This is a genomic window from Mycolicibacillus koreensis, assembly GCF_002104795.1.
GTDB classification, from domain to species: Bacteria; Actinomycetota; Actinomycetes; order Mycobacteriales; family Mycobacteriaceae; genus Mycobacterium; species Mycobacterium koreense.
In genome coordinates, this window is sequence record NZ_NCXO01000027.1 from 17,895 (window position 1) to 40,119 (window position 22,225).

General features: G+C 68.6%; 22 protein-coding genes and 1 pseudogene. 14 read left to right on the forward strand and 9 right to left on the reverse strand.

Annotated elements, in window-relative coordinates:
- Positions 1 to 7: 7 nt before the first annotated feature.
- Positions 8 to 1,018, reverse strand: a complete 1,011-nt coding sequence (fgd, locus tag B8W67_RS12465) for a glucose-6-phosphate dehydrogenase (coenzyme-F420) (protein WP_085304266.1) — start codon at positions 1,016 to 1,018, stop codon at positions 8 to 10.
- A 34-nt stretch (positions 1,019 to 1,052) separates the two neighbouring features.
- Between fgd and B8W67_RS12470 the strand changes: the two genes are divergently transcribed.
- The 3 genes from B8W67_RS12470 to B8W67_RS12480 all read left to right on the forward strand — a co-directional run bounded on the left by B8W67_RS12470 (position 1,053) and on the right by B8W67_RS12480 (position 3,339).
- On the forward strand, positions 1,053 to 1,814 hold the full coding sequence (locus B8W67_RS12470) for an MBL fold metallo-hydrolase (RefSeq protein WP_085304268.1): 762 nt from the start codon (positions 1,053 to 1,055) through the stop codon (positions 1,812 to 1,814).
- Complete coding sequence (locus B8W67_RS12475; RefSeq protein ID WP_085304269.1) at positions 1,811 to 2,416, forward strand: hypothetical protein; 606 nt, start codon at positions 1,811 to 1,813, stop codon at positions 2,414 to 2,416. The genes B8W67_RS12470 and B8W67_RS12475 overlap by 4 nt, the downstream gene beginning before the upstream one ends.
- A 539-nt stretch (positions 2,417 to 2,955) precedes the next feature.
- Positions 2,956 to 3,339, forward strand: a complete 384-nt coding sequence (locus B8W67_RS12480; protein WP_085304271.1) for a heme-binding protein — start codon at positions 2,956 to 2,958, stop codon at positions 3,337 to 3,339.
- 93 nt (positions 3,340 to 3,432) lie between these two features.
- On the opposite strand, the gene B8W67_RS12485 is transcribed toward B8W67_RS12480, so the two are convergent.
- The 3 genes from B8W67_RS12485 to B8W67_RS12495 form a co-directional block, all read right to left on the reverse strand.
- On the reverse strand, positions 3,433 to 3,828 hold the full coding sequence (locus B8W67_RS12485; protein ID WP_085304273.1) for a thiol-disulfide oxidoreductase DCC family protein: 396 nt from the start codon (positions 3,826 to 3,828) through the stop codon (positions 3,433 to 3,435).
- Positions 3,829 to 3,911: 83 nt separating this feature from the next.
- Positions 3,912 to 4,811 carry a class I SAM-dependent methyltransferase gene (locus B8W67_RS12490; RefSeq protein ID WP_085304275.1) on the reverse strand — a complete coding sequence of 300 codons (900 nt, stop codon included), beginning with the start codon at positions 4,809 to 4,811 and terminating at the stop codon, positions 3,912 to 3,914.
- Between the two features lie 80 nt (positions 4,812 to 4,891).
- Positions 4,892 to 6,001, reverse strand: a complete 1,110-nt coding sequence (locus B8W67_RS12495; RefSeq protein WP_085304277.1) for an alkaline phosphatase family protein — start codon at positions 5,999 to 6,001, stop codon at positions 4,892 to 4,894.
- Between the two features lie 186 nt (positions 6,002 to 6,187).
- Here B8W67_RS12495 and B8W67_RS12500 point away from each other — a divergent pair, with 186 nt between their 5' ends.
- The 10 genes from B8W67_RS12500 (at position 6,188) to B8W67_RS12545 (ending at position 16,031) form a co-directional block, all read left to right on the forward strand.
- Entirely contained in the window at positions 6,188 to 6,610 is a 423-nt protein-coding gene (locus B8W67_RS12500) for a hypothetical protein (RefSeq protein ID WP_085304279.1), read from the forward strand.
- Positions 6,611 to 6,684: 74 nt separating this feature from the next.
- Complete coding sequence (locus B8W67_RS12505; protein WP_085304281.1) at positions 6,685 to 7,416, forward strand: hypothetical protein; 732 nt, start codon at positions 6,685 to 6,687, stop codon at positions 7,414 to 7,416.
- Positions 7,417 to 7,430: 14 nt separating this feature from the next.
- Positions 7,431 to 8,165: a hypothetical protein gene (locus tag B8W67_RS12510; protein WP_133056103.1), complete on the forward strand. Its 735-nt coding sequence runs from the start codon at positions 7,431 to 7,433 to the stop codon at positions 8,163 to 8,165.
- A gap of 309 nt (positions 8,166 to 8,474) precedes the next feature.
- A complete protein-coding gene (locus tag B8W67_RS21680; RefSeq protein WP_372507462.1) occupies positions 8,475 to 8,918 on the forward strand; it encodes a hypothetical protein in 444 nt (147 codons plus the stop codon).
- A 202-nt stretch (positions 8,919 to 9,120) separates the two neighbouring features.
- Positions 9,121 to 9,855 carry an SDR family NAD(P)-dependent oxidoreductase gene (locus tag B8W67_RS12520; protein ID WP_069390627.1) on the forward strand — a complete coding sequence of 245 codons (735 nt, stop codon included), beginning with the start codon at positions 9,121 to 9,123 and terminating at the stop codon, positions 9,853 to 9,855.
- Positions 9,856 to 9,859: 4 nt separating this feature from the next.
- Entirely contained in the window at positions 9,860 to 11,047 is a 1,188-nt protein-coding gene (locus B8W67_RS12525; RefSeq protein ID WP_085304285.1) for an acyl-CoA dehydrogenase family protein, read from the forward strand.
- Positions 11,048 to 11,266: 219 nt separating this feature from the next.
- A complete protein-coding gene (locus tag B8W67_RS12530; RefSeq protein WP_084228448.1) occupies positions 11,267 to 11,695 on the forward strand; it encodes an MmpS family transport accessory protein in 429 nt (142 codons plus the stop codon).
- Positions 11,692 to 14,565: an MMPL/RND family transporter gene (locus B8W67_RS12535; protein ID WP_085304286.1), complete on the forward strand. Its 2,874-nt coding sequence runs from the start codon at positions 11,692 to 11,694 to the stop codon at positions 14,563 to 14,565. The genes B8W67_RS12530 and B8W67_RS12535 overlap by 4 nt, the downstream gene beginning before the upstream one ends.
- Positions 14,562 to 15,104, forward strand: coding sequence for a DUF4352 domain-containing protein (locus tag B8W67_RS12540; protein WP_069390631.1), 543 nt, complete (start codon positions 14,562 to 14,564; stop codon positions 15,102 to 15,104). Before B8W67_RS12535 ends, B8W67_RS12540 begins: the two co-directional genes overlap by 4 nt.
- A 69-nt stretch (positions 15,105 to 15,173) precedes the next feature.
- Positions 15,174 to 16,031 (forward strand): SDR family oxidoreductase, encoded by an 858-nt coding sequence (locus B8W67_RS12545; RefSeq protein ID WP_069390632.1) that lies wholly within the window; start codon positions 15,174 to 15,176, stop codon positions 16,029 to 16,031.
- Here the strand turns inward: B8W67_RS12545 and B8W67_RS12550 are convergent, their stop codons facing one another.
- The 5 genes and pseudogenes from B8W67_RS12550 to purT form a co-directional block, all read right to left on the reverse strand.
- Positions 16,032 to 17,162 (reverse strand): cellulase family glycosylhydrolase, encoded by a 1,131-nt coding sequence (locus B8W67_RS12550; RefSeq protein ID WP_085304288.1) that lies wholly within the window; start codon positions 17,160 to 17,162, stop codon positions 16,032 to 16,034. It abuts the gene before it with no gap.
- A 74-nt stretch (positions 17,163 to 17,236) separates the two neighbouring features.
- Positions 17,237 to 18,457 carry an O-succinylhomoserine sulfhydrylase gene (locus B8W67_RS12555; protein ID WP_069390634.1) on the reverse strand — a complete coding sequence of 407 codons (1,221 nt, stop codon included), beginning with the start codon at positions 18,455 to 18,457 and terminating at the stop codon, positions 17,237 to 17,239.
- A 43-nt stretch (positions 18,458 to 18,500) separates the two neighbouring features.
- A complete protein-coding gene (locus B8W67_RS12560; RefSeq protein ID WP_085304318.1) occupies positions 18,501 to 18,905 on the reverse strand; it encodes a rhodanese-like domain-containing protein in 405 nt (134 codons plus the stop codon).
- Between the two features lie 48 nt (positions 18,906 to 18,953).
- Positions 18,954 to 19,361: pseudogene (locus B8W67_RS21690) on the reverse strand (Rv0361 family membrane protein); the annotation flags it as partial.
- On the reverse strand, positions 19,358 to 20,527 hold the full coding sequence (purT, locus tag B8W67_RS12565; protein WP_234806747.1) for a formate-dependent phosphoribosylglycinamide formyltransferase: 1,170 nt from the start codon (positions 20,525 to 20,527) through the stop codon (positions 19,358 to 19,360). The pseudogene B8W67_RS21690 and the gene purT, both read right to left, overlap by 4 nt.
- A gap of 74 nt (positions 20,528 to 20,601) precedes the next feature.
- Here purT and B8W67_RS12570 point away from each other — a divergent pair, with 74 nt between their 5' ends.
- Positions 20,602 to 22,194 (forward strand): Na+/H+ antiporter, encoded by a 1,593-nt coding sequence (locus tag B8W67_RS12570; RefSeq protein WP_085304290.1) that lies wholly within the window; start codon positions 20,602 to 20,604, stop codon positions 22,192 to 22,194.
- The last annotated feature ends 31 nt before the right edge of the window (positions 22,195 to 22,225 follow it).

The following is a 22,225-nucleotide window of genomic DNA, read 5'->3' on the forward strand; positions in this document are numbered from 1 at the left end:
GCGACCGTTACCCGAGGCGGCGCAGCCGCGGTTCGAGGTCGGTTTTGAACAGCTCCAGGAAGCGGCGCTGGTCATGCCCGGGCGCGTGGAAGACCAGGTGGTTGAGGCCCCAGCCGACGTAGTCGGCGACCTTGGCGACCGCCTCGTCGGGGTCCGACGCCACGATCCAGCGTTTGGCGACCTGCTCGATCGGCAGGGCGTCGGCGGCGCGCTCCATCTCGATCGGATCGTCGATGGAGTGCTTCTGCTCCGCGGTGAGCGACAGCGGCGCCCAGAACCGGGTGTTCTCCAACGCCAGCTCCGGGTCGGGGTCATAGGAGATCTTGATCTCGATCATCTTGTCGATGCCGTCGACGTCGCGCTCTGCGGCGGCCGCACCCTCGGCGACCGCGGGCATGAGCTTGTCGGCGTAGAGCTCCTCGCCCTTGCCGGAGGTGCAGATGAACCCGTCGCCGGCCCGTCCGGCGTATTTGGCCACCACCGGCCCGCCCGCGGCGATGTAGACCGGGATGCCGTCGTCGGGCACGTCGTAGATGGAGGCGCCGTCGGTGCGGTAGTACTCCCCGGCGAAGTCGACCCGGTCGCCGAGCCACAGCTCGCGCATCAGCCGCACCGACTCGCGCAGCCGGGCGAAGCGTTCCTTGAATGCCGGCCACTCGCCGGTGAAGCCGGTGGCGATCTCGTTGAGCGCCTCACCGGTGCCCACGCCGAGGAACACCCGGCCCGGATACAGACACCCCATGGTGGCGAACGCCTGGGCGATCACCGCCGGGTTGTAGCGGAATGTCGGGGTCAGCACCGAGGTGCCCAGCACGATCCGCTCGGTGCGCTCCCCGACCGCGGCCATCCAGGCCAGCGAGAACGGGGCGTGCCCGCCCTCGTGGCGCCACGGTTGGAAGTGATCGGAGACCGTCGCGGAGTCCATGCCCGCCGCCTCGGCGGCCACCGCCAGCTCCACGAGTTCCCGCGGCCCGAACTGCTCGGCCGATGCCTTATATCCCAGTCGTAACTCAGCCACGCTCTATTTCTACCCGGTGCCTAGACTGACCGACATGGTACGGCTGATCCAGGCGTCCGAGCACGTCTATCTGGCGGGCAGCGAGATGGTCAACTGGACGCTGGTCACCGACGACTCCGGGGTGCTGCTGATCGACGCCGGCTATCCGGGCGATCGCGACGACGTGCTCGACTCGGTGGATGCGCTGGGCTTTCACCCCGGCAATGTGCGGGCGATCCTGTTGACCCACGCCCACGTCGACCATCTGGGGTCGGCGATCTGGTTCGCCGAGACACTCGGTACCCCGGTGTACTGCCACGCCGACGAGGTCGGCCACACCCGCCGCGATTATTTAGAGCAGGCGTCCCCGCTGGATGTGGCGATGCGGCTGTGGCGGCCGCGGTGGGCGCTGTGGAGTGCACATCTGGTGCGTGCCGGCGGGCTGACCCGGACCGGGATCCCGTCGGCGCAGGTGTTGACCCCCGAGATCGCGGCGACGCTGCCCGGGGCGCCGGTGGCGGTGCCCTCCCCCGGGCACACCGGTGGGCACTGCTCCTATCTGGTCGACGGGGTGCTGGTCAGCGGGGACGCACTGGTGACCGGGCACCCGCTGGTGTCGCGCACCGGCCCGCAACTGTTGCCGGCGCTGTTCAGCCACGATCAGGAGCTTGCCGAACGGTCGTTGTCGTCGCTGGCGCTGCTGGAGACCGAGGTGCTGCTTCCGGGGCATGGCGAGGTGTGGAACGGCCCCATCCGCGAGGCCGTGGCGGCGGCGCTGCGCGATGTTCAACATTCGACGAGGAGGACAGAGCCGTGAACGATCTTTCCGATGTCTCCCGACGCGGGTTTCTGCGCGCGGCATCCTGGTCGCTGCCGGCGCTGGGGGTGGCGTTGGCCGCGCCGCGCGCGCTGGCCGACCCCGACGACCAGTGCGGCGATCCGGCCGGCAAGGTCAACGACTGTGTGGTACAGGTACCGCTGCGCTACACCGCCACCAGTTTCAGCACCACCGCGGTGGCCGGCGGGACCAATTACTCGATCCTGTTCAGCACGACGCTGGCGTTCGGCCCGCACGCCCCCGAGGGGGCGACCGGGTACCGGATCAACAGCCTGAGCCTGACGGGACAGAAACGCGACGGCAGCCCGGTGGCGGTGCGCCCGCACATCGGGGAGGCCGGCCCGCGCGGATTCGGGGCGCCGAGCGCGTCGTCGTTGGGATTCGTCGTCGACGTGCGGTGGCGGGCCCAGGACCTGGTGCGCGACTTCCAGTACCACTTCGACCTGGTGTACCTGGCCGGGTTGGCCGAGATCAAAACCTGCAGCTACGTCACGCCGATGACGTTGTCCGACAACGGGATGGTGGTCGGCGGGGTCGGTTCGGTGACGTTCGCCCCGCCGCAGTTGGAGTCGTGCATCTGAGGGCCTGGGGTTTTCGGGTTTACCCGGTTTGTCGGGTGTGCCGGGCTGGTTGTCAGGCGGGCCGGGCTGGCCCGGCTTCCCGGGCGCCACGTGCGCCCCGGGCAACTCACGAGACTCGATCGCCACTGTGGTCCCTGGCGGGCAGCACTATGTCAATGTGCCCGCCTCGCGAGCGACAACGCCGCGAGGCGCGGACGCGTCGGCGCGTTCGGGTGTGAAAGACACCGGATTTTCGGGGCATTCTCGCAGGTTTTCAGGTCACAATCCGGTCACAACCTCCTTGGCAGCACGGTAAGAATCCCTCTCGTTTTTGAGTTTTCCCACAAGTTTTGGGCGCATCTGCGGCACCAATCCCTGCTCAGAGCCGGTTTTTGAGAGCGGGATCACCTCGTTTTCGCGTAACGCTGACCTCGCGGCGTCCACGGCGTCGGGCGGTGAGCTTGCCGATGAGTCCTCTTCCCGTACTTTGGGTTTCGGGCGGGGAATCGCACCCGTTCACAGCACTGTCAGGGGGAATGAAACCAATGAACACACAAGGTATGCGCCACGGTATTCGTCACGCCGTCGCCGGTGTCGGGGCGGGTTGTCTGCTGGCGGCCACTGCCGCGGTTCTGGCGCCGAGCGCGTCGGCCGCGCCGGACTGCAGCCCGGCCGGGGTGAAGAGCACCGTCGACAACGCGACCAACGCCGCGCAGGGCTACCTGGCGACCCACCCGGGTGCCGGGTCGGTCGTGTCGGCGGCGGTGAGCCAGCCGCGCCCGGAGGCCGCCGCCAACGTGCGCAACTACTTCACCGCGCACCCGAACGAGTACTACGAGTTGCGCAACATCCTGGCGCCGATCGGCGAGACCCAGCGGCAGTGCAACACCACCGTGTTGAGCGGCCCGCTGGCCTCGGCGTACGACGAGTTCATGGCCGGCTGACAACCGGCTAGCTGGTTCGGCCCCGTCCGTGCAGGGCGGGGCCGAACGCGCCTACCGGGGGGATTTCGGGCCACCGCTCCGCATGCGGGCCGGTCAGGACCCCGGACGGGAGGAGCATTGGCCGGGTTCGGATTCGCACAGCGGTGTCACGCCGCGGAATCGGTACCGGTGCGCGGCAACCCATCGATAGACCCACTCCTGGATTCGCCCCACCCCCGGTAGGGAATAGATCCGGAGTGGAAACGTGGTGCCCAGCGCCGTCGACAGCGCCGCGTTCATCGCTTTCGCGCCGGCGAACACGGCCCCCGAGGAATCCAACCACCACGCCGACGCCGACAATCGCTCCGGGGCTACACCGATACGTTCGGCCACGCCGGGCCGTTGCAGGGGTTCGGTGCGGAGTCGGCCCGTTCGGTCCAGCCGCAGCAGGCGGTTGCGTGCCCGGGTGCACATGCCGCAGTTCCCGTCGAAGAACAAGACACCGCCCATCGGCCAGATTCTACCCACCGATCCACCCACTGATCGTGGTTGAGCGTCGGGGCGCGGCCGGCCGATCCTCTGGTGTGCGGCCGCTATATGCGGGTCGCGGTGTAGTAGCTGTTGTTGGTGAACAGCGGGTCGTCGGCGCGGCGACTCAGGCCGTGGCGGGCCAGCAGGGTCCGCATCGTGGTGGTCGTCGCCGACCAGCCGTGGGCGTTGAGGTAGACGGTGACGTCGCTGCGGTCCTCGTCGTAGACCAGATCCTGCGGTTGGACACTGAAACCGCTGCTCTGCCAGCGTCGGGTGACCGGTTCCATCAGCTCACGGCTGGGCGGGACGAAGATCTCCGCCCCGAGCCGGCTTCCCGCGACGCTCAGCTCGGTCACGGCGTCCAGCAGCCGGTCCTGGGCGTCGGGGCGCAGGAACGGCAGCAGACCTTCGATGAGCCACACCGTCGGCTGCTGCGCATCGAAACCGTTGGCGCGCAGCGCCGCTGGCCAGTCCTGACGTAGATCGATTGGCACCGCATGCAATTCGGCGCTGGTGTCGACACCCAGGTCGGCGAGGGTGCTGGTTTTGAACCCGATCACCGGCCCCTGGTCGAGTTCGAAGATCCGGGTGCCGGCCGGCCAGGCCATCCGGTAGCTGCGGGCGTCGAGTCCGGAGGCGAGGTTCACCACCTGCCGGATGCCGGCATCGGTGGCGTCTTGCAGGAAGTCGTCGAAGAACCGGGTGCGCACCGCCATCAGGTCGACGAACCCGCGCAGCACCCACTGCACGTCGGGGTCCTCGTCGTCGATGTCGCCGTCGGCCCACCGCGACAGCTCCGCCACCCCGACCGCGTGCACCAACGGTTTGGCCAACGGGTCATCGATCAGGGCGTCGGGGGACGCGGCAGCGGCGGCGCGGGCGGCGGCCACCAAGGTGGCGGTGGCGCCCACGCTGGTGCCCGGATCCCACGTGTCGGTGTCGGTGCGCTGTTCGAGGGTCATACCTCCATGGTGCTCCGCACACGGGGCCGGCGGCAGCCGGCCCGGCGATCCGCAGCGACCGCACAGCTCGGTCCCGTGCGTCAGGTCGCGACGACGATCAGCGGGATCGCCATCTCGGCGTCGGTACCGGCCCCGTGGAACCCGATCATGTCGGTGATCTGCGGCGGCTCGTGGGCGCTGGCCAGGATGGCGGTCTCGCCGGTGGCCACCGCGACCACGTCGCCGATGCGGGGGCTGAATTCGTCGCGCACCGGGCCGAAGAGTCCCGCGTCGATGGCGGCGTCGCGGGAGTACACCTGCGCGGCCCCGGCCAGTTTCTCCGTCCAGGTGGCCAGCACGTCGGCCTGCGCGCCGGGGCGGGTGTGCAGATAGCGCACCCGCGGTTCGCCGGCGACGACCGCGACGCCGGCGGCGAGGTCCGCATCGGCGTCGAGGTCGACGCGCGCATGGGTGGGCACGTTGAGCCCGCCGTGGTCGGCGGTGACCAGTAGCAGGGTGTCGTCGGGCAGGCCGTCGACGAGCCGGGTCAACAGCGCGTCGACGTGGGCGGCGGCCGACAGCCAGGCCGGTGAGCCGATGCCGTGGGCGTGCCCGGCGGAGTCCAGCACGCTGGTGTAGCCGAAGATCAGCCCCGGGCCCGCGTGGATCTCGGCGAGCAGGTCGGTGGCGTAGTCGGCGGCGGGCGGGACGCCGCGGAACTGGGCACCTCCGTAGGCGGCGGCGGTGAGCCCGGAGTCGACTAAGAGTTGGGGCAGCACCGCTCGCGCGGAGATGCCGGCGGTGTTGAGCCGGTGAAACCAGGTGGGCACCGGCTGCCAGCTCTGCGGCGGCGGGTCGTCGTGCCAGAAGATGTGGATGAGCACCCGGTCGGTGCCCGGGACGTTGACGGTGAAACCCAGTACGCCGTGCTGGCCGGGTGACACACCGGTGCCCAGCGACACCAGGCTGGTCGGTGTGGTCGACGGGAAGGTGCACTCCAGCTGGCGGAGTTCGCCGATCTCGCCGGCGCTCACCGCCGCGAGTGTGGGCGCGTCGGCGTGCATCGCCGGCAGCAGATGGGTGCCCATGCCGTCGACGAGCAGCACCACGACCCGCCGGGCCGGAGCGGGCAGGCCGAGCCGATCGGTGGCCTCGGGTGCTCCCAGCAGCGCGGCCGCCGAGAACAGGATGTCGCAGATCGAACCGGGCATACGGCCAGTTTGCCACCGGGGCGGCTGTCCCGGGCGCTCGGCGGTCAGCCCGCATCTGCGCTGCAGGACGGGCTCCCGGTGGCGATTTCTACGCGTTTTGGCCGATGTTGCGGCACCCCGGGCAGCCGGATAGTCGGGTGAGCACGCCACACGTGCGGTTTCTTGCGACCCGACGGGAGAACGAACATGAAGCTGTTGAAGATGGCGACCGCGGCGGTGACCGGCGGTATCGCCGCGCTCGGCGCAGGGGTGCTGCTGGGCGCACCGGCAGCCCAGGCCGGTCTCCCGCCGGGCACCTACTTCTGTTGGGCCCACCTGGTGCCGAAGGCCCAGAGTTGTCCGCCGGTCCCCCCGTGGGGCACCCGGTGGACCCCGTGCCCCAACTCCAAGGGTCTTCTGTTCACGCTCGACGGCAGCACGGAAGGCTGCGCGGAGTCGGCGTACGACCCGGACAGGATCTACTCGTTCGACTGCTGGGGGCACAACCTGATTCTGGGAAAGGTCTGTCCGGCGACCCAGCCACCGGAGGAGGTGTTCACGCAATGCTGGGTGTTCGGTCCGCCCACCTACGGGATCTACGGCGACTGCTCGCCGCTGACCCCGCTCTGAGCGCTGGTGCGGTTATGGGCACGAGGGGGAAATTAGTGCGTCTAACCCTCTCGGGCCGCTCATAAGATCGCGGGGTGGACACCACCCAGGCCAGCCGGGATGAAGCTGGCGGGCGGCACGGCTTCTCGACGAGCCTGGTCGCGGTCGGGCTGGCGCTGGTCATCTTCGGCGTGGCCTGGGTGGTGGCCTTTCGCGGTGATCACGACGCCAGCCTCGTCGGTCGACCCGCCTGGGAGTTGGCGGCGGCGTTGCCGTCCGCCGACGACGTGCCCGCCGAGTGGGACTATTCGCTGAGCGGGAAGATCGGGCGGGTGACCCCGGTGCCCACCCCGATAGCCCCGCTCAGTGTCAGCGCCGAGAGATACACGCCGCGTGAATGTGGCGATATCCCCGTTCTCGACCAGATACCCGGGGACGCAGCGGTTTACGGTGGTTCCGCCCGGGTCGAGTTGACGCTGCCGGGAGAGCACTATCAGCTCGGCCACAAGGCGCATTTCTATCTGTACACCGTCGACGAGCCCCGCACCGTGATCGCCGACTACATCGACTGGGCGCAGCGGTGCACGCGTTATCACTACTCCGGGACCAACGCGCAGTCCGGTTCCTACGAGGACTACGACGCCACCCGCACGGTCGACACCGCCTTGCCCGACGGCGCGGAGGCCGGTGTAGCGGTCAACGGCGAACGGTTCGCGTACCTGGTGCGCGGGATCATGGTGCAGGGCTACACCAACATGGAGGGCGGCGACCGCGAACTGATCGAGCGGCTCGTAGCGGCGACGGTCCGGAAGTTGGCCGCGCTGTGAGGCGCTGGGTGTGGGTGTCTTTGTTGACGCTGGCGACGGTGATCGTGATGGTCGCGGTGGTGATCGCCGTTCCTGCCGTGCTGCGCTCACCGCAAAACCGGCCACTGGCACCGGGATTGGCCGCCTTGGACGGCACCGAACTGGCGACGATGTTGCCTACGACGCCGGAGTTCCCGACCGGCTGGAGCGTGCAACAGTCCCCTGCACCGTCCGACGTGTTCGGTTTCACCGCGACGACGGCGGCGTCGTCGCGCATGGCGAAATGCTTCCCGCTATTCGCCGAGTCTCTCGCGCCGCCACCGTTCGCGGCCGCCGGCGTGCAGGCCTACTCCCCCGATGATCCCGAGCACCTCGACGTGGATCTGCGGATCACGGTGCACCGCGAGTTCGACACCGAGACACTCGACCGGCGTGCTGCGCTCACGGCGGACTGCGAATCGTTCGGGGATGAGGCGACGCACTGCACCGTGGCGGTCCTCGAGCGCGATCTGGACCATCTGCGCTACACCGTAACCCGGATCGACCGGGTTGACGGGGATGAGGGGGCTGAAGGGGCTGAGGATTCCGAGGATGCCAAGGATGCCAAGGATGCCGAGGAGCCGGTGGCCCGGGTCCGCTACTTCAGCTATGCACGCAACGCCGGGTTGTTGGTCGCCGGATACGCCGACGGGAACAGCCGAGACCTTTTGGACACGCTGATGGCGGGCACGATGGAGCGCATCGCGGCCCGCTCGGAGGTGCGGCCCTAAAACGTTGGCGTGTTGGCGTGTTGGCGTGTTCACGTGTTCACGTGTTGGCGTGTTCGCGCGCGCGAACAGTGTTTCGATGTGCCCGCCTCTGTAGCGACAAACGGGTGGAAAACGGCGACGAGGACCGGTTTTCAGCGATTATGGCGCCTCAGCAGACCCAGTGGTCGCTTCAGTCGCAGATTGTCGCTGGGCGGGCGGTGCCCACCGAGTCAGCGACAATCCGGGGCTGGTGTGACCAAACACCGTTTCGCGGCGGGGCACCGCCGTTGGGTCGCCGCGGGTGTCCGACCCCGGTGGCAGCGTGTCGCCATGGACACCACAACACCTTCCCCAAATCTCTCCCCAAACACCGCCCCGACACGCGAATCCGGTCGTTTCGTCAAGGGCATCGAATTGCGTTATCTGCTGACCATGGAGCTCTTCGACACCGGACCGAGCACCGTGCGCCAGTTGATCGCCGCCCTGCACCGGCGTGGCTTTCGCATCCCGGGGCGGGCGTCGAAAACCATCTCCGATGCGCTGCGCTGGGAGGAGCGGCGCGACCGGGTGCGCCGAATCGGCCGCGCCCGCTACCGTGCCGGCACCATGCCGCGCGGCACCGAATATCGCATCTGTGCGCGAGTCGAGCAGATGCGCGCCGAGGCCGAGGAACTGTTGTCGCTGGCTCGGCGGGCAGCCCTTCCCCAGCGACACTATGTTGCCCCTTGGGCAGGCGAGGCGGATGAGGCGTCCTGGGGCGGGCCGACCGGCTAAAAACGGCTCGTTCGCCGCCATTGTCGCTACAGAGGCGGGCACATCGACACACCCATCTCTCGCTGTGAACGGTGGGGCGTGTGGGACATTCAGCGTGTGGGACATGCAGCCTGTGCGACAAGCAGCGGTCCACCGGCACGCCGCGAGGCAACCCCAAGCACCCCTTGACCGCGCCCGCGGGCACCCACAAGACTGAACCCGGATGGAAAACACACTCGTCGTCGTCACCGGGGCCGGTTCGGGGATCGGTCGCGCCATCACCCTGGGGTTCGCGGCGACGGGCTGCCGAGTGGTCGCCGCCGACCTCAACGAACCCGCTGCCGCCGCGACCGCCGCCCACGACCCCGATCACATCAGCGCCTTCCCGGTCGACATCGCCGACCGTGCCAGCGTCGACGCCCTGCGCGACCGGGTGCAGACCGAGCTGGGCACCCCGACGGTGCTGGTCAATGCCGCCGGGTGGGATGAAACCCATCAATTCGTCGATGCGACACCGGAATTCGCCCAGAAGGTCGTGGCGATCAACTATCTCGGCCCGGTGAACATGTGCGCAGCGTTCCTGCCCGCGATGATCGACGCGGGCGGCGGCTCCCGGGTGATCAACTTAGCCAGCGACGCCGGCCGGGTCGGCAGCGCCGGGGAGAGCATCTACGCCGGAGCCAAGGGCGGGGTCATCGCGCTGACCAAATCGTTGGCCCGTGAACTCGCCCGCCACCAGATCACCGTCAACTGTGTCTGCCCCGGCCCCACCGACACCCCGCTGTTCGCCGCCCAGCCGGAGAAACTGCAGGCCGCCCTGATCAAGGCGATCCCGTTTCGCCGGCTCGCCACCCCCGACGAGGTGGCCGCCCCGGTGCTGTTCTTCGCATCCGCGGCGGCATCGTTCATCACCGGTCAGGTCATCAGCGTCTCCGGCGGGCTGACGATGGCAGGATGAGTCGATGGCCGCCACCGCATCGACCCCGCGTTTCGACCCGCAGGACGCGCTGAGCCTCGACGCCTCACTGTCCCCCGACGAGATCGCGGTGCGCGACACCGTCGCCAAATTCTGCGCCGAGCACGTCAGCCCGCACATCACCGAATGGTTCGAGATCGGCGACCTGCCGGCCCGTGAACTGGCCAAAGGCTTCGGAGAACTCGGACTGCTCGGCATGCACCTTCACGGCTACGGCTGCGGCGGGGCCTCGGCGGTGCACTACGGGCTGGCCTGCCAGGAACTGGAGGCCGCCGACTCCGGCATCCGCTCACTGGTGAGCGTGCAGGGCTCGCTGGCGATGTTCTCGATCTACAACAACGGTTCCGAAGACCAGAAACAACACTGGCTGCCGAGCATGGCCACCGGCGACGTCCTCGGCTGTTTCGGGCTGACCGAACCCGACGTCGGCTCCGACCCGGCGGCGATGACCACCCGCGCCCGCCGCGACGGGGACGACTGGATCCTCAACGGCCGCAAGATGTGGATCACCAACGGCAGCATCGCCGACGTCGCGGTGGTCTGGGCCACCACCGACGACGGCATCCGCGGGTTCATCGTGCCCACCGACACCCCCGGGTTCATCGCCCACACGATCCACCACAAACTCTCACTGCGCGCCTCGATCACCAGCGAACTCGTCCTCGACGACGTGCGCCTTCCCGCCGACGCGCTCATGCCCGGCGCCCAGGGCATCAAGGGCCCGCTCTCCAGCCTCTCCGAGGCCCGCTACGGCATCATCTGGGGTGCGATGGGCGCTGCGCGCTCCGCGTTCGACGCCGCCCGCGACTACGCGACGAGCCGCACCCAGTTCGGCCAACCCATCGGCGGATTCCAGCTCACCCAAGCCAAACTCGCCGACATGGCTCTCGAACTGCACAAGGGCCAACTGCTCTCCCTGCACCTGGGTCGACTCAAGGACAGCGTCGGGCTCGCCCCGGCACAGGTCAGCTTCGGCAAACTCAACAACACACGCGAGGCCCTGCAGATCTGCCGCACCGCGCGCACCATCCTCGGCGGCAACGGCATCTCGCTGGAGTACCCGGTGATCCGCCACATGGTCAACCTCGAGTCGGTGCTCACCTACGAGGGCACCCCGGAGATGCATCAACTGGTGCTCGGTCAGGCGTTCACCGGGCTGTCGGCGTTCCGCTGACACCAGCCGCACACACCACCCCCACACACCACCCCCACGCACCAGCCTCACACCCCACCCCACGCGCCAGCCCCACGCGCCGTATCGCCGCTCACACTGGCGCTTGCCGACTTCACATCAGCGCCAACCGTCGGGTAACGTCCCCGATGCTTAGCACAACAAAGCTTATGGGCGTTTCGGCGCAGCGAATCAGTGACACAGACGTTAGGACGGGTCGGGGTGACCAGGCTGTTTAAGCGATTGTGGATACCGTTGGTGTTCATCGTCGTGTTGTCCGTCTCCGGTCTGGTGGTCTACCGGCTGCACGGGATCTTCGGTTCCGAGGACCCCAACGCCGGCGCCGGACACGGCATCGAGATCGTCCAGTTCAACCCGAAGGTCGTCACCTACGACGTGCTCGGCCCGCCCGGGACCGTGGTGAGCATCAACTACTGGGACGCCGAGGCCAACACCCACCAGATCGACGGCGCCGTGCTGCCCTGGAGCTTCACCTTCAGCACCACCTTGCCGTCGGTCAGCCCCAACATCGTCGTCCAGGGCGACAGCAGCGAGATCGGGTGCCGCGTCACCGTCGATGACATCGTGCGCGCCGAACAGTACGCCGCCGGCAACAACGCCCAGACCTTCTGCGTGGTGAAATCCGCATGACCCAACACAGCGCCTACACGGAGGGCACCCGGCGCCCGTTCTTCGCCCACATGCTGCGGGTGTTCTGCATCCCGATCATCCTGGGCTGGCTGCTGCTGACGATCATCGTCAACGCCGTCGTCCCGCAGCTCGAAGAGGTCGGCGAGGCGCACTCGGCCCCGATGGCGCCCACCGAAGCGCCGTCGATGGTCGCGATGGACCGCCTCGGCCACAACTTCCAGGAGTTCGACTCCAACAGCTCGGTCATGGTGGTGCTCGTCGGCGACGAGGAGCTCGGCCAGGAAGCCCACGACTACTACGACAAACTCGTCGCCGAACTGCGCGACGACCCCAAACACGTCCAGCACATCCAGGACTTCTGGAGCGACCGGCTGACCGCCGCGGGGGTGCAGTCCTCCGACGGCATGTCCGCCTACGTCATGCTCAACCTCGCCGGCGACCAGGGCACCACCAAGGCCAACGAGTCGGTGGAGGCCGTCCGCAAGGCCATCGAGGAATCCGACCCGCCGCCGGGGCTGACCGCCCACGTCGTCGGGTCGGCGGCACTGGCCACCGACATGCACATGATCGGTAACGCCAGCCTCGCCACGATCACCCTGTTCACCCTCGGGGCGATCACGATCATGCTGCTGATCGTCTACCGCTCGGTGGTCGCCACCCTGGTGCAGCTGTTTATGACCGGTATCGCACTGGCGGTATCGCGCGGGGTGGTCGCCCTACTCGGCCACCACGACTTCATGAACATGACGACGTTCGCCACCAACATCCTCACGATGCTGGCGATCGCCGCGGGCACCGACTACGGCATCTTCCTCATCGGGCGCTACCGCGAGGCCCGTCAACTCGGCGAGGACCGCGAGACCGCCTACTACACCACCGTGCGCAGCGTGACCCCGGTGGTGCTGGGCTCGGGTCTGACGATCGCCGGCGCCACGTTCTGCCTGAGCTTCACCCGGCTGCCCTACTTCAAGACGATGGGCTATCCGGTCTCGATCGGGATGCTCGTGGTCGTCGTGGTGGCGCTGACCCTGGGCCCGGCGGTGCTGACGGTGGCCGCCAAGTTCAAACTCCTCGACACCAAACAGACCCGCCAATCCACCCTGTGGCGCAAGGTCGGCACCTCGGTGGTGCGCTGGCCCGGCCCGATCTTCGTGGCCAGCGGCATCATCGTGATGATCGGCATGGTCGCCCTGCCCGGCTACAAGACCAACTACAACGACCGCAACTACTTGCCCGACGACGCGCCGGCCAACATCGGCTACACCGCCGCCGAGAAGCATTTCACCCAGGCCCGGATGAACCCGGACATGCTGATGGTCGAGGCCGACCACGACATGCGCAACCCGGCGGACATGCTGGTGCTCGACCGGGTGGCCAAGAACATCATCCGCCTGCCCGGCATCGCGATGATCCAGGACATCACCCGCCCGCTGGGCATCCCCATCCAGCACAGCTCGGTGCCGTTCCAGCAGGGCATGCAGGGCAACATGATGATGCAGAACATGGACTTCATCAAGGAGCGGATGGCCGACATGCTCAAGATGGCCGATGAGCAGCAGGTCACCATCGACTACCTCGAAGACATGCTGCGCATCACCACGGGTCTCTCCCAGACCACCACCGGCATGGCCGAGGTCACCGACAACATGGTCGACGTCACCAACGACATGCGCGACCACATCGCCGACTTCGACGACTTCTGGCGCCCGATGCGTAACTACTTCTATTGGGAGCCCCACTGTTTCGACATCCCGATCTGCTGGTCGCTGCGCAGCATCTTCGACGCGCTCGACGGCATCGACAAACTCGATGAGCAGTTCGGCAACATGTCGACATCGATCCACCAGATGGACGAGTGGCAGAAGGAAATGGTCGCGATCCTGCCTCCGGCGATCGCGAGCATGAAGCACACCAAGTCGTTGACGTTGACGATGCACAGCACGTTCAACGCGATGATGGACCAGATGGAGTACATGTCGAACACGGCCGTGATGATGGGCCAGAGCTTCGACGAGGCCCGCAACGACGACTTCTTCTACCTGCCGCCCGAGGCGTTCGACAACTCCGACTTCCAGACCGGTCTGCGCCAGTTCATGTCCCCGGACGGCAAGTCGGCACGGTTCTTCATCACCCACGCCTCCGATCCGGCCACCCCGGAAGGGATTTCGCGGGTGGACTCCGAACGCCAAGCGGCCCAGGAGGCACTCAAGCAGTCGTCGCTGGCCAACGCGAAGGTCTTCTTGGGCGGCACCGCGGCGACGTTCAAAGACATGCACGACGGCGCCAAGTACGACCTGATGATCGCGGTGATCTCCTCGCTCACACTGATCTTCATGATCATGGTGCTGATCACCCGCAGCCTCGTCGCCGCTGTGGTGATCGTCGGCACGGCGTCGAGTTCTATCGCCGCGGCGTTCGGGCTCTCGGTGTTGATCTGGCAGGACCTGTTGGGCCACAACATCCACTGGGTGGTGCAGGTGCTGTCGATCATCGTGCTGATGGCCGTCGGCTCGGACTACAACCTGCTCCTGGTGTCCCGATTCAGCGAAGAGATCCATGCCGGTCTGCAAACCGGCTACATCCGCGCGATCGGCGGCTCCGGCGGGGTGGTGACCGCCGCCGGGCTGGTGTTCGCGTTCACGATGGCCGCGATGCTCGGCAGTGACCTGGAGGTGCTCGGCCAGTTCGGTTCCACCGTCTGTATCGGTCTGCTGCTGGACACCTTGATCGTGCGGTCGCTGTTCATGCCGTCGATCGCGGTGCTGCTGGGCCGCTGGTTCTGGTGGCCGCGGGTGATCCACCCGCGCGGGGAAAACGTCAAACCTCCGCCCCCGGCCGAGCCGACCCAGCCGCTGGCGGTGCAGTCATGACCCGGCGCGCCCGCGCGGGCCTGGTGCTGGCGGCCGCGCTGCTGGCGATGCTCACCGGCTGCAACCAGGAGTCGGCGGCGGAGAAGAAACCCGACGTGTTCGTCCCGAGCCTGCCGACCCCGCCGCCGCGGCCGCCGGCCTACCTCGGCGACACCCTGGAGCTCGACCGCATCGGGGACAGCCGGGTGGCGGTCACCGTGCGTGACGTCATCAATCCGGCCACCGTGCCCAACGGCCGCGAACCGGACAAGACCTACATCGCCGTCGAGCTGAGCATCAAGAACATCGGGCGGCTGACGATCACCGGCGACGCCAACAACAACGTCTCGGTCGTCGGCACCGACGAGCAGACCTATCCGTCGTCACTGGCGACCGTGTCCAACTGCACCAACTTCCTCTACGGGCAGTTCGTGCTGGCCCCGCAGTCCGCGACCACCGGATGCGTGGCGTTCGCGCTGCCGACCGGGGTCAGCCCCACCCAGGTCCGCTACAGCCCGTCGTCGGGAATCTCGATCGACGTCGGCGTCTGGACGCTCTGACCCCGCCGGCCGGCGCGGCACCGCCACCTGTTGTCACGATCACATTTGACACGTGTAAAGTCCGACGGCATGGACAACATCGCCAGCAAGACCATCGTCATCACCGGGGGCGCCCGCGGCATCGGGCTGGCCACCGCGAAAGCCCTGCTGGGCAAGGGTGCGCGGGTGGTGATCGGTGACCGCGACATCGACGTGCTGGAGTCGTCGGTCGCCGCGATCAGCGCCTTGGGCCCGGTCTCGGGTCACCCGCTGGATGTCACCGACCGCGACTCGTTCGCGGCGTTTCTGGAGAAGGCGAGCGCCGACGGCGGCGGGCACATCGACGTGCTCATCAACAACGCCGGGGTGATGCCGGTCGGCCCGTTCCTCGAACAGTCCCAGGCGTCGATCCGCTCGTCGATGGAGGTCAACGTCTACGGCGTGATCAACGGCTGCCAACTGGTGCTGCCGGGCATGATCAACCGTCGCAGCGGGCACATCATCAACATCGCCTCACTGTCGGGATTGATCCCGCTGCCCGGCCAGGTGGTCTACACCGCCACCAAGGTCGCGGTGATCGGGTTGACCACCGCGCTGGCCGACGAGGTCGCCGAGCACGGCGTGCAGGTCTCGGCGATCATGCCGCCGTTCACCAACACCGAGCTGATCTCGGGGACCACCACCACCGCGGCGAGCAAGCCGGTCGAGCCCGAGGACATCGCCAAGGCGGTCATCAAGGTGCTCAACAAGCCGACCACGCTGCTGTCGGTGCCGCGCCCGCTGCGGTTCACCGCCACACTGTCGCAGCTGCTCGGCCCGCGGGGGCGGCGGCGGATGAACAAGAGCCTCAAGCTCGACCGGATCTTCCTCGACGTCGACACCACCGCCCGCAAGGCCTACGAGACCCGCGCCCAGGACGCCCAGGGCGTCAAGGAGCACGGCGAGTAGTCAGCTGAGCCGACCGGTGAGCCGCTGCACGGTCTGGATCTCCGCGTTCTGGTGCGGTTTGCCGTCCGGGCGCAGCAGGTCGTGGAACCACACCTTCGGGATCGACGAGTACGGGCTGTGCCAGGAGTCCCACGGGTAGTAGGTCTGGCTCTTGCCGGCCACCAGCCCCCAGTTGTAGACCCCGACGTTGCGGCGCTTGGCCACCGGCAGGATGCCCTGCACGGTGGAGCCCTCCTGGCGGGCCATGTACTCGGTGCACAGGATCGGCCGGCCCGTCGGCTCCAGCTCGTCGATGCGGTTGGAGAACCCGGTCGGGTGGTCGTAGCTGTGGAAGGTGATCACGTCGGAGTTGGTCAGCTGCACGCCTTGAATCTCGGTGAGCCCGGAGGGATCTGACCAGGAGCCGTCCCACACCCCGGAGGTGATCGGCTGGCGCACCCCCACCGACCGCGCCCAGGAGAACACCTGCGGCAGCAGGTCGGCGACCTGGGTGAGCTTGTCGGAACGTTCCACGCTGGCGTACTGCTTGGCCATGTTGTCCGGCTCGTTCCACACGTCCCAGGCCAGCACCCGGTCGTCGTTTTTGAACTGGGTCATCACCGAGGTGACGTAGTCGCGCAGCACCGCCCGGTAGGCCTTGTCGTCGATGCGGTCCGCTCCGGGGCTCTGCGCCCAGCCGGAGTTGTGGATACCGCGCCGCGGGGCGGGCTGCTGACCGGCCTTGGGGTGCGGATCCCAGCAGGAGTCGAAGAACACCAGCATCGGTTTGATGCGGTTGCGCGCGGCGATCCCGAGGAACTGCGAGAGCCGGGTGGTGAAGCCGCGCTTGTCGGCGGCCCACAGCTGGTCGTGCAGGAACACCCGCATGGTGTTGAACCCGCACAGCCGCGCCCAGTTGAGTTCGGTGTTGATCCGGCGGGCGTCGAAGGTGCCCGGCTGGAACATCTCCAGCTGGTTGATCGCGGTGGCCGGCACGTAGTTCGATCCGACCAGCCAGCCCTGCGCGCGGTACCAGCGGTTGGCCTGCTCAGCCGACCACCGGTTGGGGGCGGCATGGGCACTGGGCATCCGCGCCAGCATAACGCCGGCACCGAGGGCCAACGGCAGTTTCAGGGCGGTACGACGGTGCACCCCGCGACCATAGTCGACCGTCGCGGGGCCTTCGTTGCAGGTCAGCGGCGTGCCGCGGCTTTGATCCGGAATCGTTACCTGCGCAGCGCTTGATCGAGGTCTCCGAGCAGATCGTCGACGTCTTCCAGACCGATCGAGATGCGCACCACCTCGTCGCCGAGACCGATCGCCGCCCGGCCGTCGGGGCCCATCGCCCGGTGGGTGGTGGTCGCCGGATGGGTGATCAGCGACTTCACGTCGCCGAGGTTGTTGGAGATGTCGATCAGCCGCAGCGCGTCGAGCACCTCGAACGCGCGCTGCTTGCCGGTGTCGCCGGGCGCGTCGAGGGCGAAGGTGATCACGGTGCCGCCACCGGACATCTGCCGGCGGGCCAACTCGTGCTGCGGGTGCGACGCCAAGAACGGGTAGCGCGCCCACCGCACCGCCGGGTGGGTCTGGAGGAACTCCGCGATGTGCAGCGCGGCGGCGGTGGCGTGTTTGACCCGCACCGACATGGTCTCCAACCCCTTGAGCAGCAACCAGGCGTTGAACGCGCTCATCGCCGGACCGGTGTGGCGCATCAGGGTTTTCACCGGCCCGCCGATGAAGTCCTCCGAGCCGAGCACCGCCCCGCCGAGCACGCGGCCCTGCCCGTCGATGTGCTTGGTGCCCGAATACACCACCACGTCCACCCCGAGCGGGAAGCCGCGCTGCAGCAGCGGCGTGGCGAAGACGTTGTCCAACACCACTTTCGCGCCGGCGGCATGCGCCATCTCGGTGACCGCGGCGATGTCGACCAGTGTCTGCATCGGGTTGGCGGGGGTTTCGAAGAACACCGCGGTGGTCGGCACCGACAGTGCCTGCTCCCACTGCTCGAGGTCGTCGCCGTCGACGAAGACGGTCTCCACGCCCCAGCGCGGCAGGATCTCGTTGCACACCACGAAACACGAACCGAACAGGCTGCGCGCGGCCACCAGCCGGTCACCGGCGCCCAGAAGCGCCCCGAGCGCGACGAACACCGCGGCCATCCCGGAGGCGGTGGCGAACGCCGCCGGGGCGCCCTCCATCAGCCGCAGCCGCTCCTCGAACATGCTCACCGTCGGGTTGCCGTAGCGGGAGTAGACGTAGCGGTCCACCTCGCCGGTGAACGCCGCCTCGGCCGCCTCCGCCGAGGAGTAGACGTACCCGGAGTTCAAAAACAGCGCCTCGGCGGTCTCGTCGAACTGCGAGCGCAGGATGCCGCCGCGTACGCCGATCGTGGACTGACCGACCCCGTCGGGCAGTGGTTTGGGGACGCGGATCGATTCGGGGCTCATCGGGGCGGGCTCGTCGTCCGGGTCATCGTCGGGCTCGTCGGGGTCACGACTGCGCCCAGGGCAGCCCGTCGGCCTTCCACCCGGTCGCCCCGCGGTGCCCGGCGGCGTCGAGGCCGCCTTCGAACCCGTGCACCATGTTGTAGGCCGGGGTCAGGCCCGCCCCGGTAGCGGTCTGCGCCGCCGGGATCGACCGGTTGCCCGAGCGGCACAAAAACACCACCGGCCCGGCGGGCACCTTGGCGGCCAACTCGCGGGCGAAGTCGGGATTGGGGTTGCCCGCGGAGTCCACCCATTCGATGAACACCACGTTCTTGCCGATGCCGGAGAGGTCGGGAACCCCGACGAAGCGCCACTCGGCCTCGGTGCGCACGTCGACGAGCACCGCGTCGGGGTTGTCGTTCAGCAGTTGCCACGACTCCTGGGGGGTGATGTCTCCGGCGTAGCTCACGTTCGTGAGTGTTGCATATCCGGCCAGGGTCTCCGCACACGCCTTCCAGCTGCCGTCCTCGCGGACGAACCGGGTGGGGGCGGTGATTTTGTCGTCGGGGGTGTTCTCGAAGTAGTAGACGACGGTGGCGGTGGCCTCATCACCGTCGACGTTGATCGAGTTGATGTCGGCGACGTAGCGCGCACCGTGTGCCTGCGTCGATTCCCGGTGGCGGGCAATGAAATCGGATTCGCTGCCCCGCTCGGCGGCGCAGGTGAACTCGCTGAACGCAGCGAAGTCCTCACGCTGCAGGGCGTCGTTCTGCCCGTTGGCGGCGCGCACCACCTGTTCGGCGTCGCCGTCGTCGCGCAGGAACGCCCCGATGCCCACTGCGATCAGGGCGAGCATTACCACCGCGGCGGCGATGATGATCGGCCACGGGCTCGACCCGCCGCGGGTGTCCTCGGTGGGACTCATCGGGCGAACATCCCGCTCAGCGCGTCGGCGGCGTCGTCGACGCGCCCGCGGGCGGCCTCCACATCCCCGGCGGTGGCCAGCACCATCCCGACCCGGCAGCCCGGCCCGAAGACCCGCACATCGGTCTCCGGCACCGCCAGCGCCGCGCCCAGACCGGCGGCGGCCGGATCGGGGTCGCCGTTGCGGTAGCGCAGCCGCGCCGCCCCCGGGGAGACCAGCAGGGTGTCGCCCGGCAGCCCCAGCACCGCGCGGGCGGCCAGTTCGAACTGGGAGAGCCGCTGGGTGCGCAGCGTGACCAGCCCGGCGTCGACCGGAAACACCCCGGCGTCGCGGAAATACACCTCGTCGTCGCTGATCGCCAGGTGCACCGCGAACAGCCCGCGCCCGCCGAGGGCCCGCACGATGCGCGCGGCCACACTGCGGGCGGCGTCGACGGCGACCCCGCTCATCGGCTGCGGCTGCCAGCACTCCAGCCCGCGACCGTCGGCGCTGGGCCGGTGCCCGATCGGCGCGCAAAACTCCACAGTGTCGGCGTCGTCGGCGAAGACCAGCTGAGTCATCTCGTAGTCGACCGCCAGCACCGACTCGCCGATCACCCGCTCGATGTGCCCGTCGGCGGCGATGGCGCGCCGCCAGGCCGGCTCCACGTCGTCGGGGCGCACCAACACCGACTGGCCCTCCCCCGGTGTCGACACCCCCACGGGACTGACCACCAGCGGATACCCGGCGCGTTCGGCGACCGCGGCGAGCTCCTGGGCGGACCCGGCGAACCAGAACGGCACCGTCGGCACGCCGAGCTCCTCGGCGACCAGCCGGCGCATCTGCTCGCGGTCGGCGGCCAGGCGAACACTGCGCGCACTGGGCACCACGGCCACCTGCCCGGACTGCGCCGCCAGCCGCAGCGCCTCCACCGACACCTGGTCGGTGACGGTGACCACCACGTCGGGTTCGGCGCGGTTGATCGCCGCGGACAGCTGGTCGGTGTCGGTGAGGGTGACGCTGAGGTGCTCATCGGCGGGGACCAGCGGGGCGCCCGGCGGGTCGGCCGCGATCGCCTCCGCGCCGAGGCGTTGCAGCGCGACGATCAGCTCAGCGCCGAGCTGCCCGGCGCCCAGCACCATCACGCGGGTGCGCCGCCGCACCGACACGGGTTCGGTGTCGGACACGGACTCACCCCCTCGATGTCGCCGACAGCGTTTTGCTACAGGATAAAGGCGAACAGAAACGGAGGGTGCGGCGCGTGGATGCTCTGCTGCTCGCGGTGGTGGGTTCGGCGGTGTTGGTGACCGCGATGGCCCGCCACTTCAACCTGTCGGCGCCGCTGGTGCTGGTGGGTGTCGGGCTGGTGCTCGGCATCATCCCGGCCATCCCCGACGTGACGATGGGCTCGGATCTGGTGCTGTTCGTGATCCTGCCGCCGCTGCTGTGGTCGGCGGGACTCGACAGCTCGTATCTGAACATGCGGCGCAACGCCCGGTCGATCTCGCTGCTGGCGGTGGGGCTGCCGCTGGCCACCACCCTGGCGGTCGGGGTGGTGGCCTACTACGTGGTGCCCGCACTGAGCCTGCCGGCGGCGTTCACCCTGGGGGCGATCGTTGCGCCGCCGGATGCGGTGTCGGCGACCGCGGTGGGCCGGCGCCTGGGCCTGCCGCGGCGGATCATGACCCTGCTGACCGGGGAGAGCCTGCTCAACGATGCCACCGCGCTGACCGCCTACAAGGTGGCGTTGGGTGCAGCGATCGGGGCGACGGTCACCGTCGCCGGCGGGCTGACGGTGTTCGTTGCCGCCGCGGTCGGCGGGGTGGTCACCGGACTGGTGTCGGGCACCGTGTTGGTGTGGGTGCGCGCCAAGCTCACCGATCCGCTGGCCGAGAGCGCCGTGGGGTTGGTGGCGCCGTTCGTGATCTACCTGATCGCCGAGATGCTCGACGGCTCCGGGGTGGTCGCCGTCGTCGTCGCGGCGCTGCTGCTGGGGCAGCGGTTCACCCGCGCCCACTACGCCACCCGGCTGCAGGACCAGGCGGTGTGGCGGGCGTTGACGCTGATGCTGGAGTCGTTCGCGTTCATGCTGATCGGGCTGCAGCTGCCGACGGTCATCGCCGACCTGCACGGCGACACGTTCGCCTCCCTGCTGGGGGCCTCGGCGGCGGTGATGGCCGCGGTGCTGGGGATGCGGATCGTGTGGGTGTGGGCGTTCGCCTACTTGCCGCGGCGGTTCTCCGCCCGCATCCGGGAGCGCGAACCGGCACCGACCGCCGCGCAGGTGGCGGTGCTGGCCTGGGCGGGGATGCGCGGGGTGGTGTCGCTGGCCGCGGCGTTCGGTGTGCCGGTGCTGACCCTGGGTGGGCACAACTTCCCGGGCCGGCCCCAGCTGGTGTTCCTGACGTTCGTGGTGGTGGTGGGCACCCTCATGCTGCACGGGCTGACCCTGCCCTGGCTGATCCGCCGTCTCGGGGTCTACGGCGACGAGGCCCGCACCGACGCGGTCGCCGCGGCCACCGCGCAGGACAAGGCCGCCCGCGCCGCCCTGGAACGCCTCGACGAGGTGCTGGCCTCCAGTGAGCCGTCACAGACCGTCGACCGCGCCGCCGAGGCGCTGCGGGTGATGAACACCCGCCGCCGCAACGCCGCGCGCGAGCGGCTGCGCCGCCACGACGACCCCACCAACCTCGATGAGAGCGTCTCGGACACGTTCAAGTGGCTGCGCCTGGAGATGCTGGCCGCCGAGCGGGCCACGTTCGTCGCCGAACGCGACGCCGGGCACATCGACGATCAGGTGCTGCGCGCGCTGATGCACGGGCTGGACCTGGAAGAGGCCGCGCTGAACCTGTAGGGGCTGTGACCTGGCGCGTTGTTGTCAGGCG

Excerpts from the sequence above, each read along its gene's own strand:
- B8W67_RS12470 (WP_085304268.1), top strand. The coding sequence starts at position 1,053 with ATGGTACGGCTGATCCAGGCGTCCGAGCACGTCTATCTGGCGGGCAGC.
- B8W67_RS12480 (WP_085304271.1), top strand. The coding sequence starts at position 2,956 with ATGCGCCACGGTATTCGTCACGCCGTCGCCGGTGTCGGGGCGGGTTGT.
- B8W67_RS12485 (WP_085304273.1), bottom strand. The coding sequence starts at position 3,828 with ATGGGCGGTGTCTTGTTCTTCGACGGGAACTGCGGCATGTGCACCCGG.
- B8W67_RS12490 (WP_085304275.1), bottom strand. The coding sequence starts at position 4,811 with ATGACCCTCGAACAGCGCACCGACACCGACACGTGGGATCCGGGCACC.
- B8W67_RS12495 (WP_085304277.1), bottom strand. The coding sequence starts at position 6,001 with ATGCCCGGTTCGATCTGCGACATCCTGTTCTCGGCGGCCGCGCTGCTG.
- B8W67_RS12500 (WP_085304279.1), top strand. The coding sequence starts at position 6,188 with ATGAAGCTGTTGAAGATGGCGACCGCGGCGGTGACCGGCGGTATCGCC.
- B8W67_RS21680 (WP_372507462.1), top strand. The coding sequence starts at position 8,475 with ATGGACACCACAACACCTTCCCCAAATCTCTCCCCAAACACCGCCCCG.
- B8W67_RS12520 (WP_069390627.1), top strand. The coding sequence starts at position 9,121 with ATGGAAAACACACTCGTCGTCGTCACCGGGGCCGGTTCGGGGATCGGT.
- B8W67_RS12525 (WP_085304285.1), top strand. The coding sequence starts at position 9,860 with ATGGCCGCCACCGCATCGACCCCGCGTTTCGACCCGCAGGACGCGCTG.
- B8W67_RS12535 (WP_085304286.1), top strand. The coding sequence starts at position 11,692 with ATGACCCAACACAGCGCCTACACGGAGGGCACCCGGCGCCCGTTCTTC.
- B8W67_RS12540 (WP_069390631.1), top strand. The coding sequence starts at position 14,562 with ATGACCCGGCGCGCCCGCGCGGGCCTGGTGCTGGCGGCCGCGCTGCTG.
- B8W67_RS12545 (WP_069390632.1), top strand. The coding sequence starts at position 15,174 with ATGGACAACATCGCCAGCAAGACCATCGTCATCACCGGGGGCGCCCGC.
- B8W67_RS12555 (WP_069390634.1), bottom strand. The coding sequence starts at position 18,457 with ATGAGCCCCGAATCGATCCGCGTCCCCAAACCACTGCCCGACGGGGTC.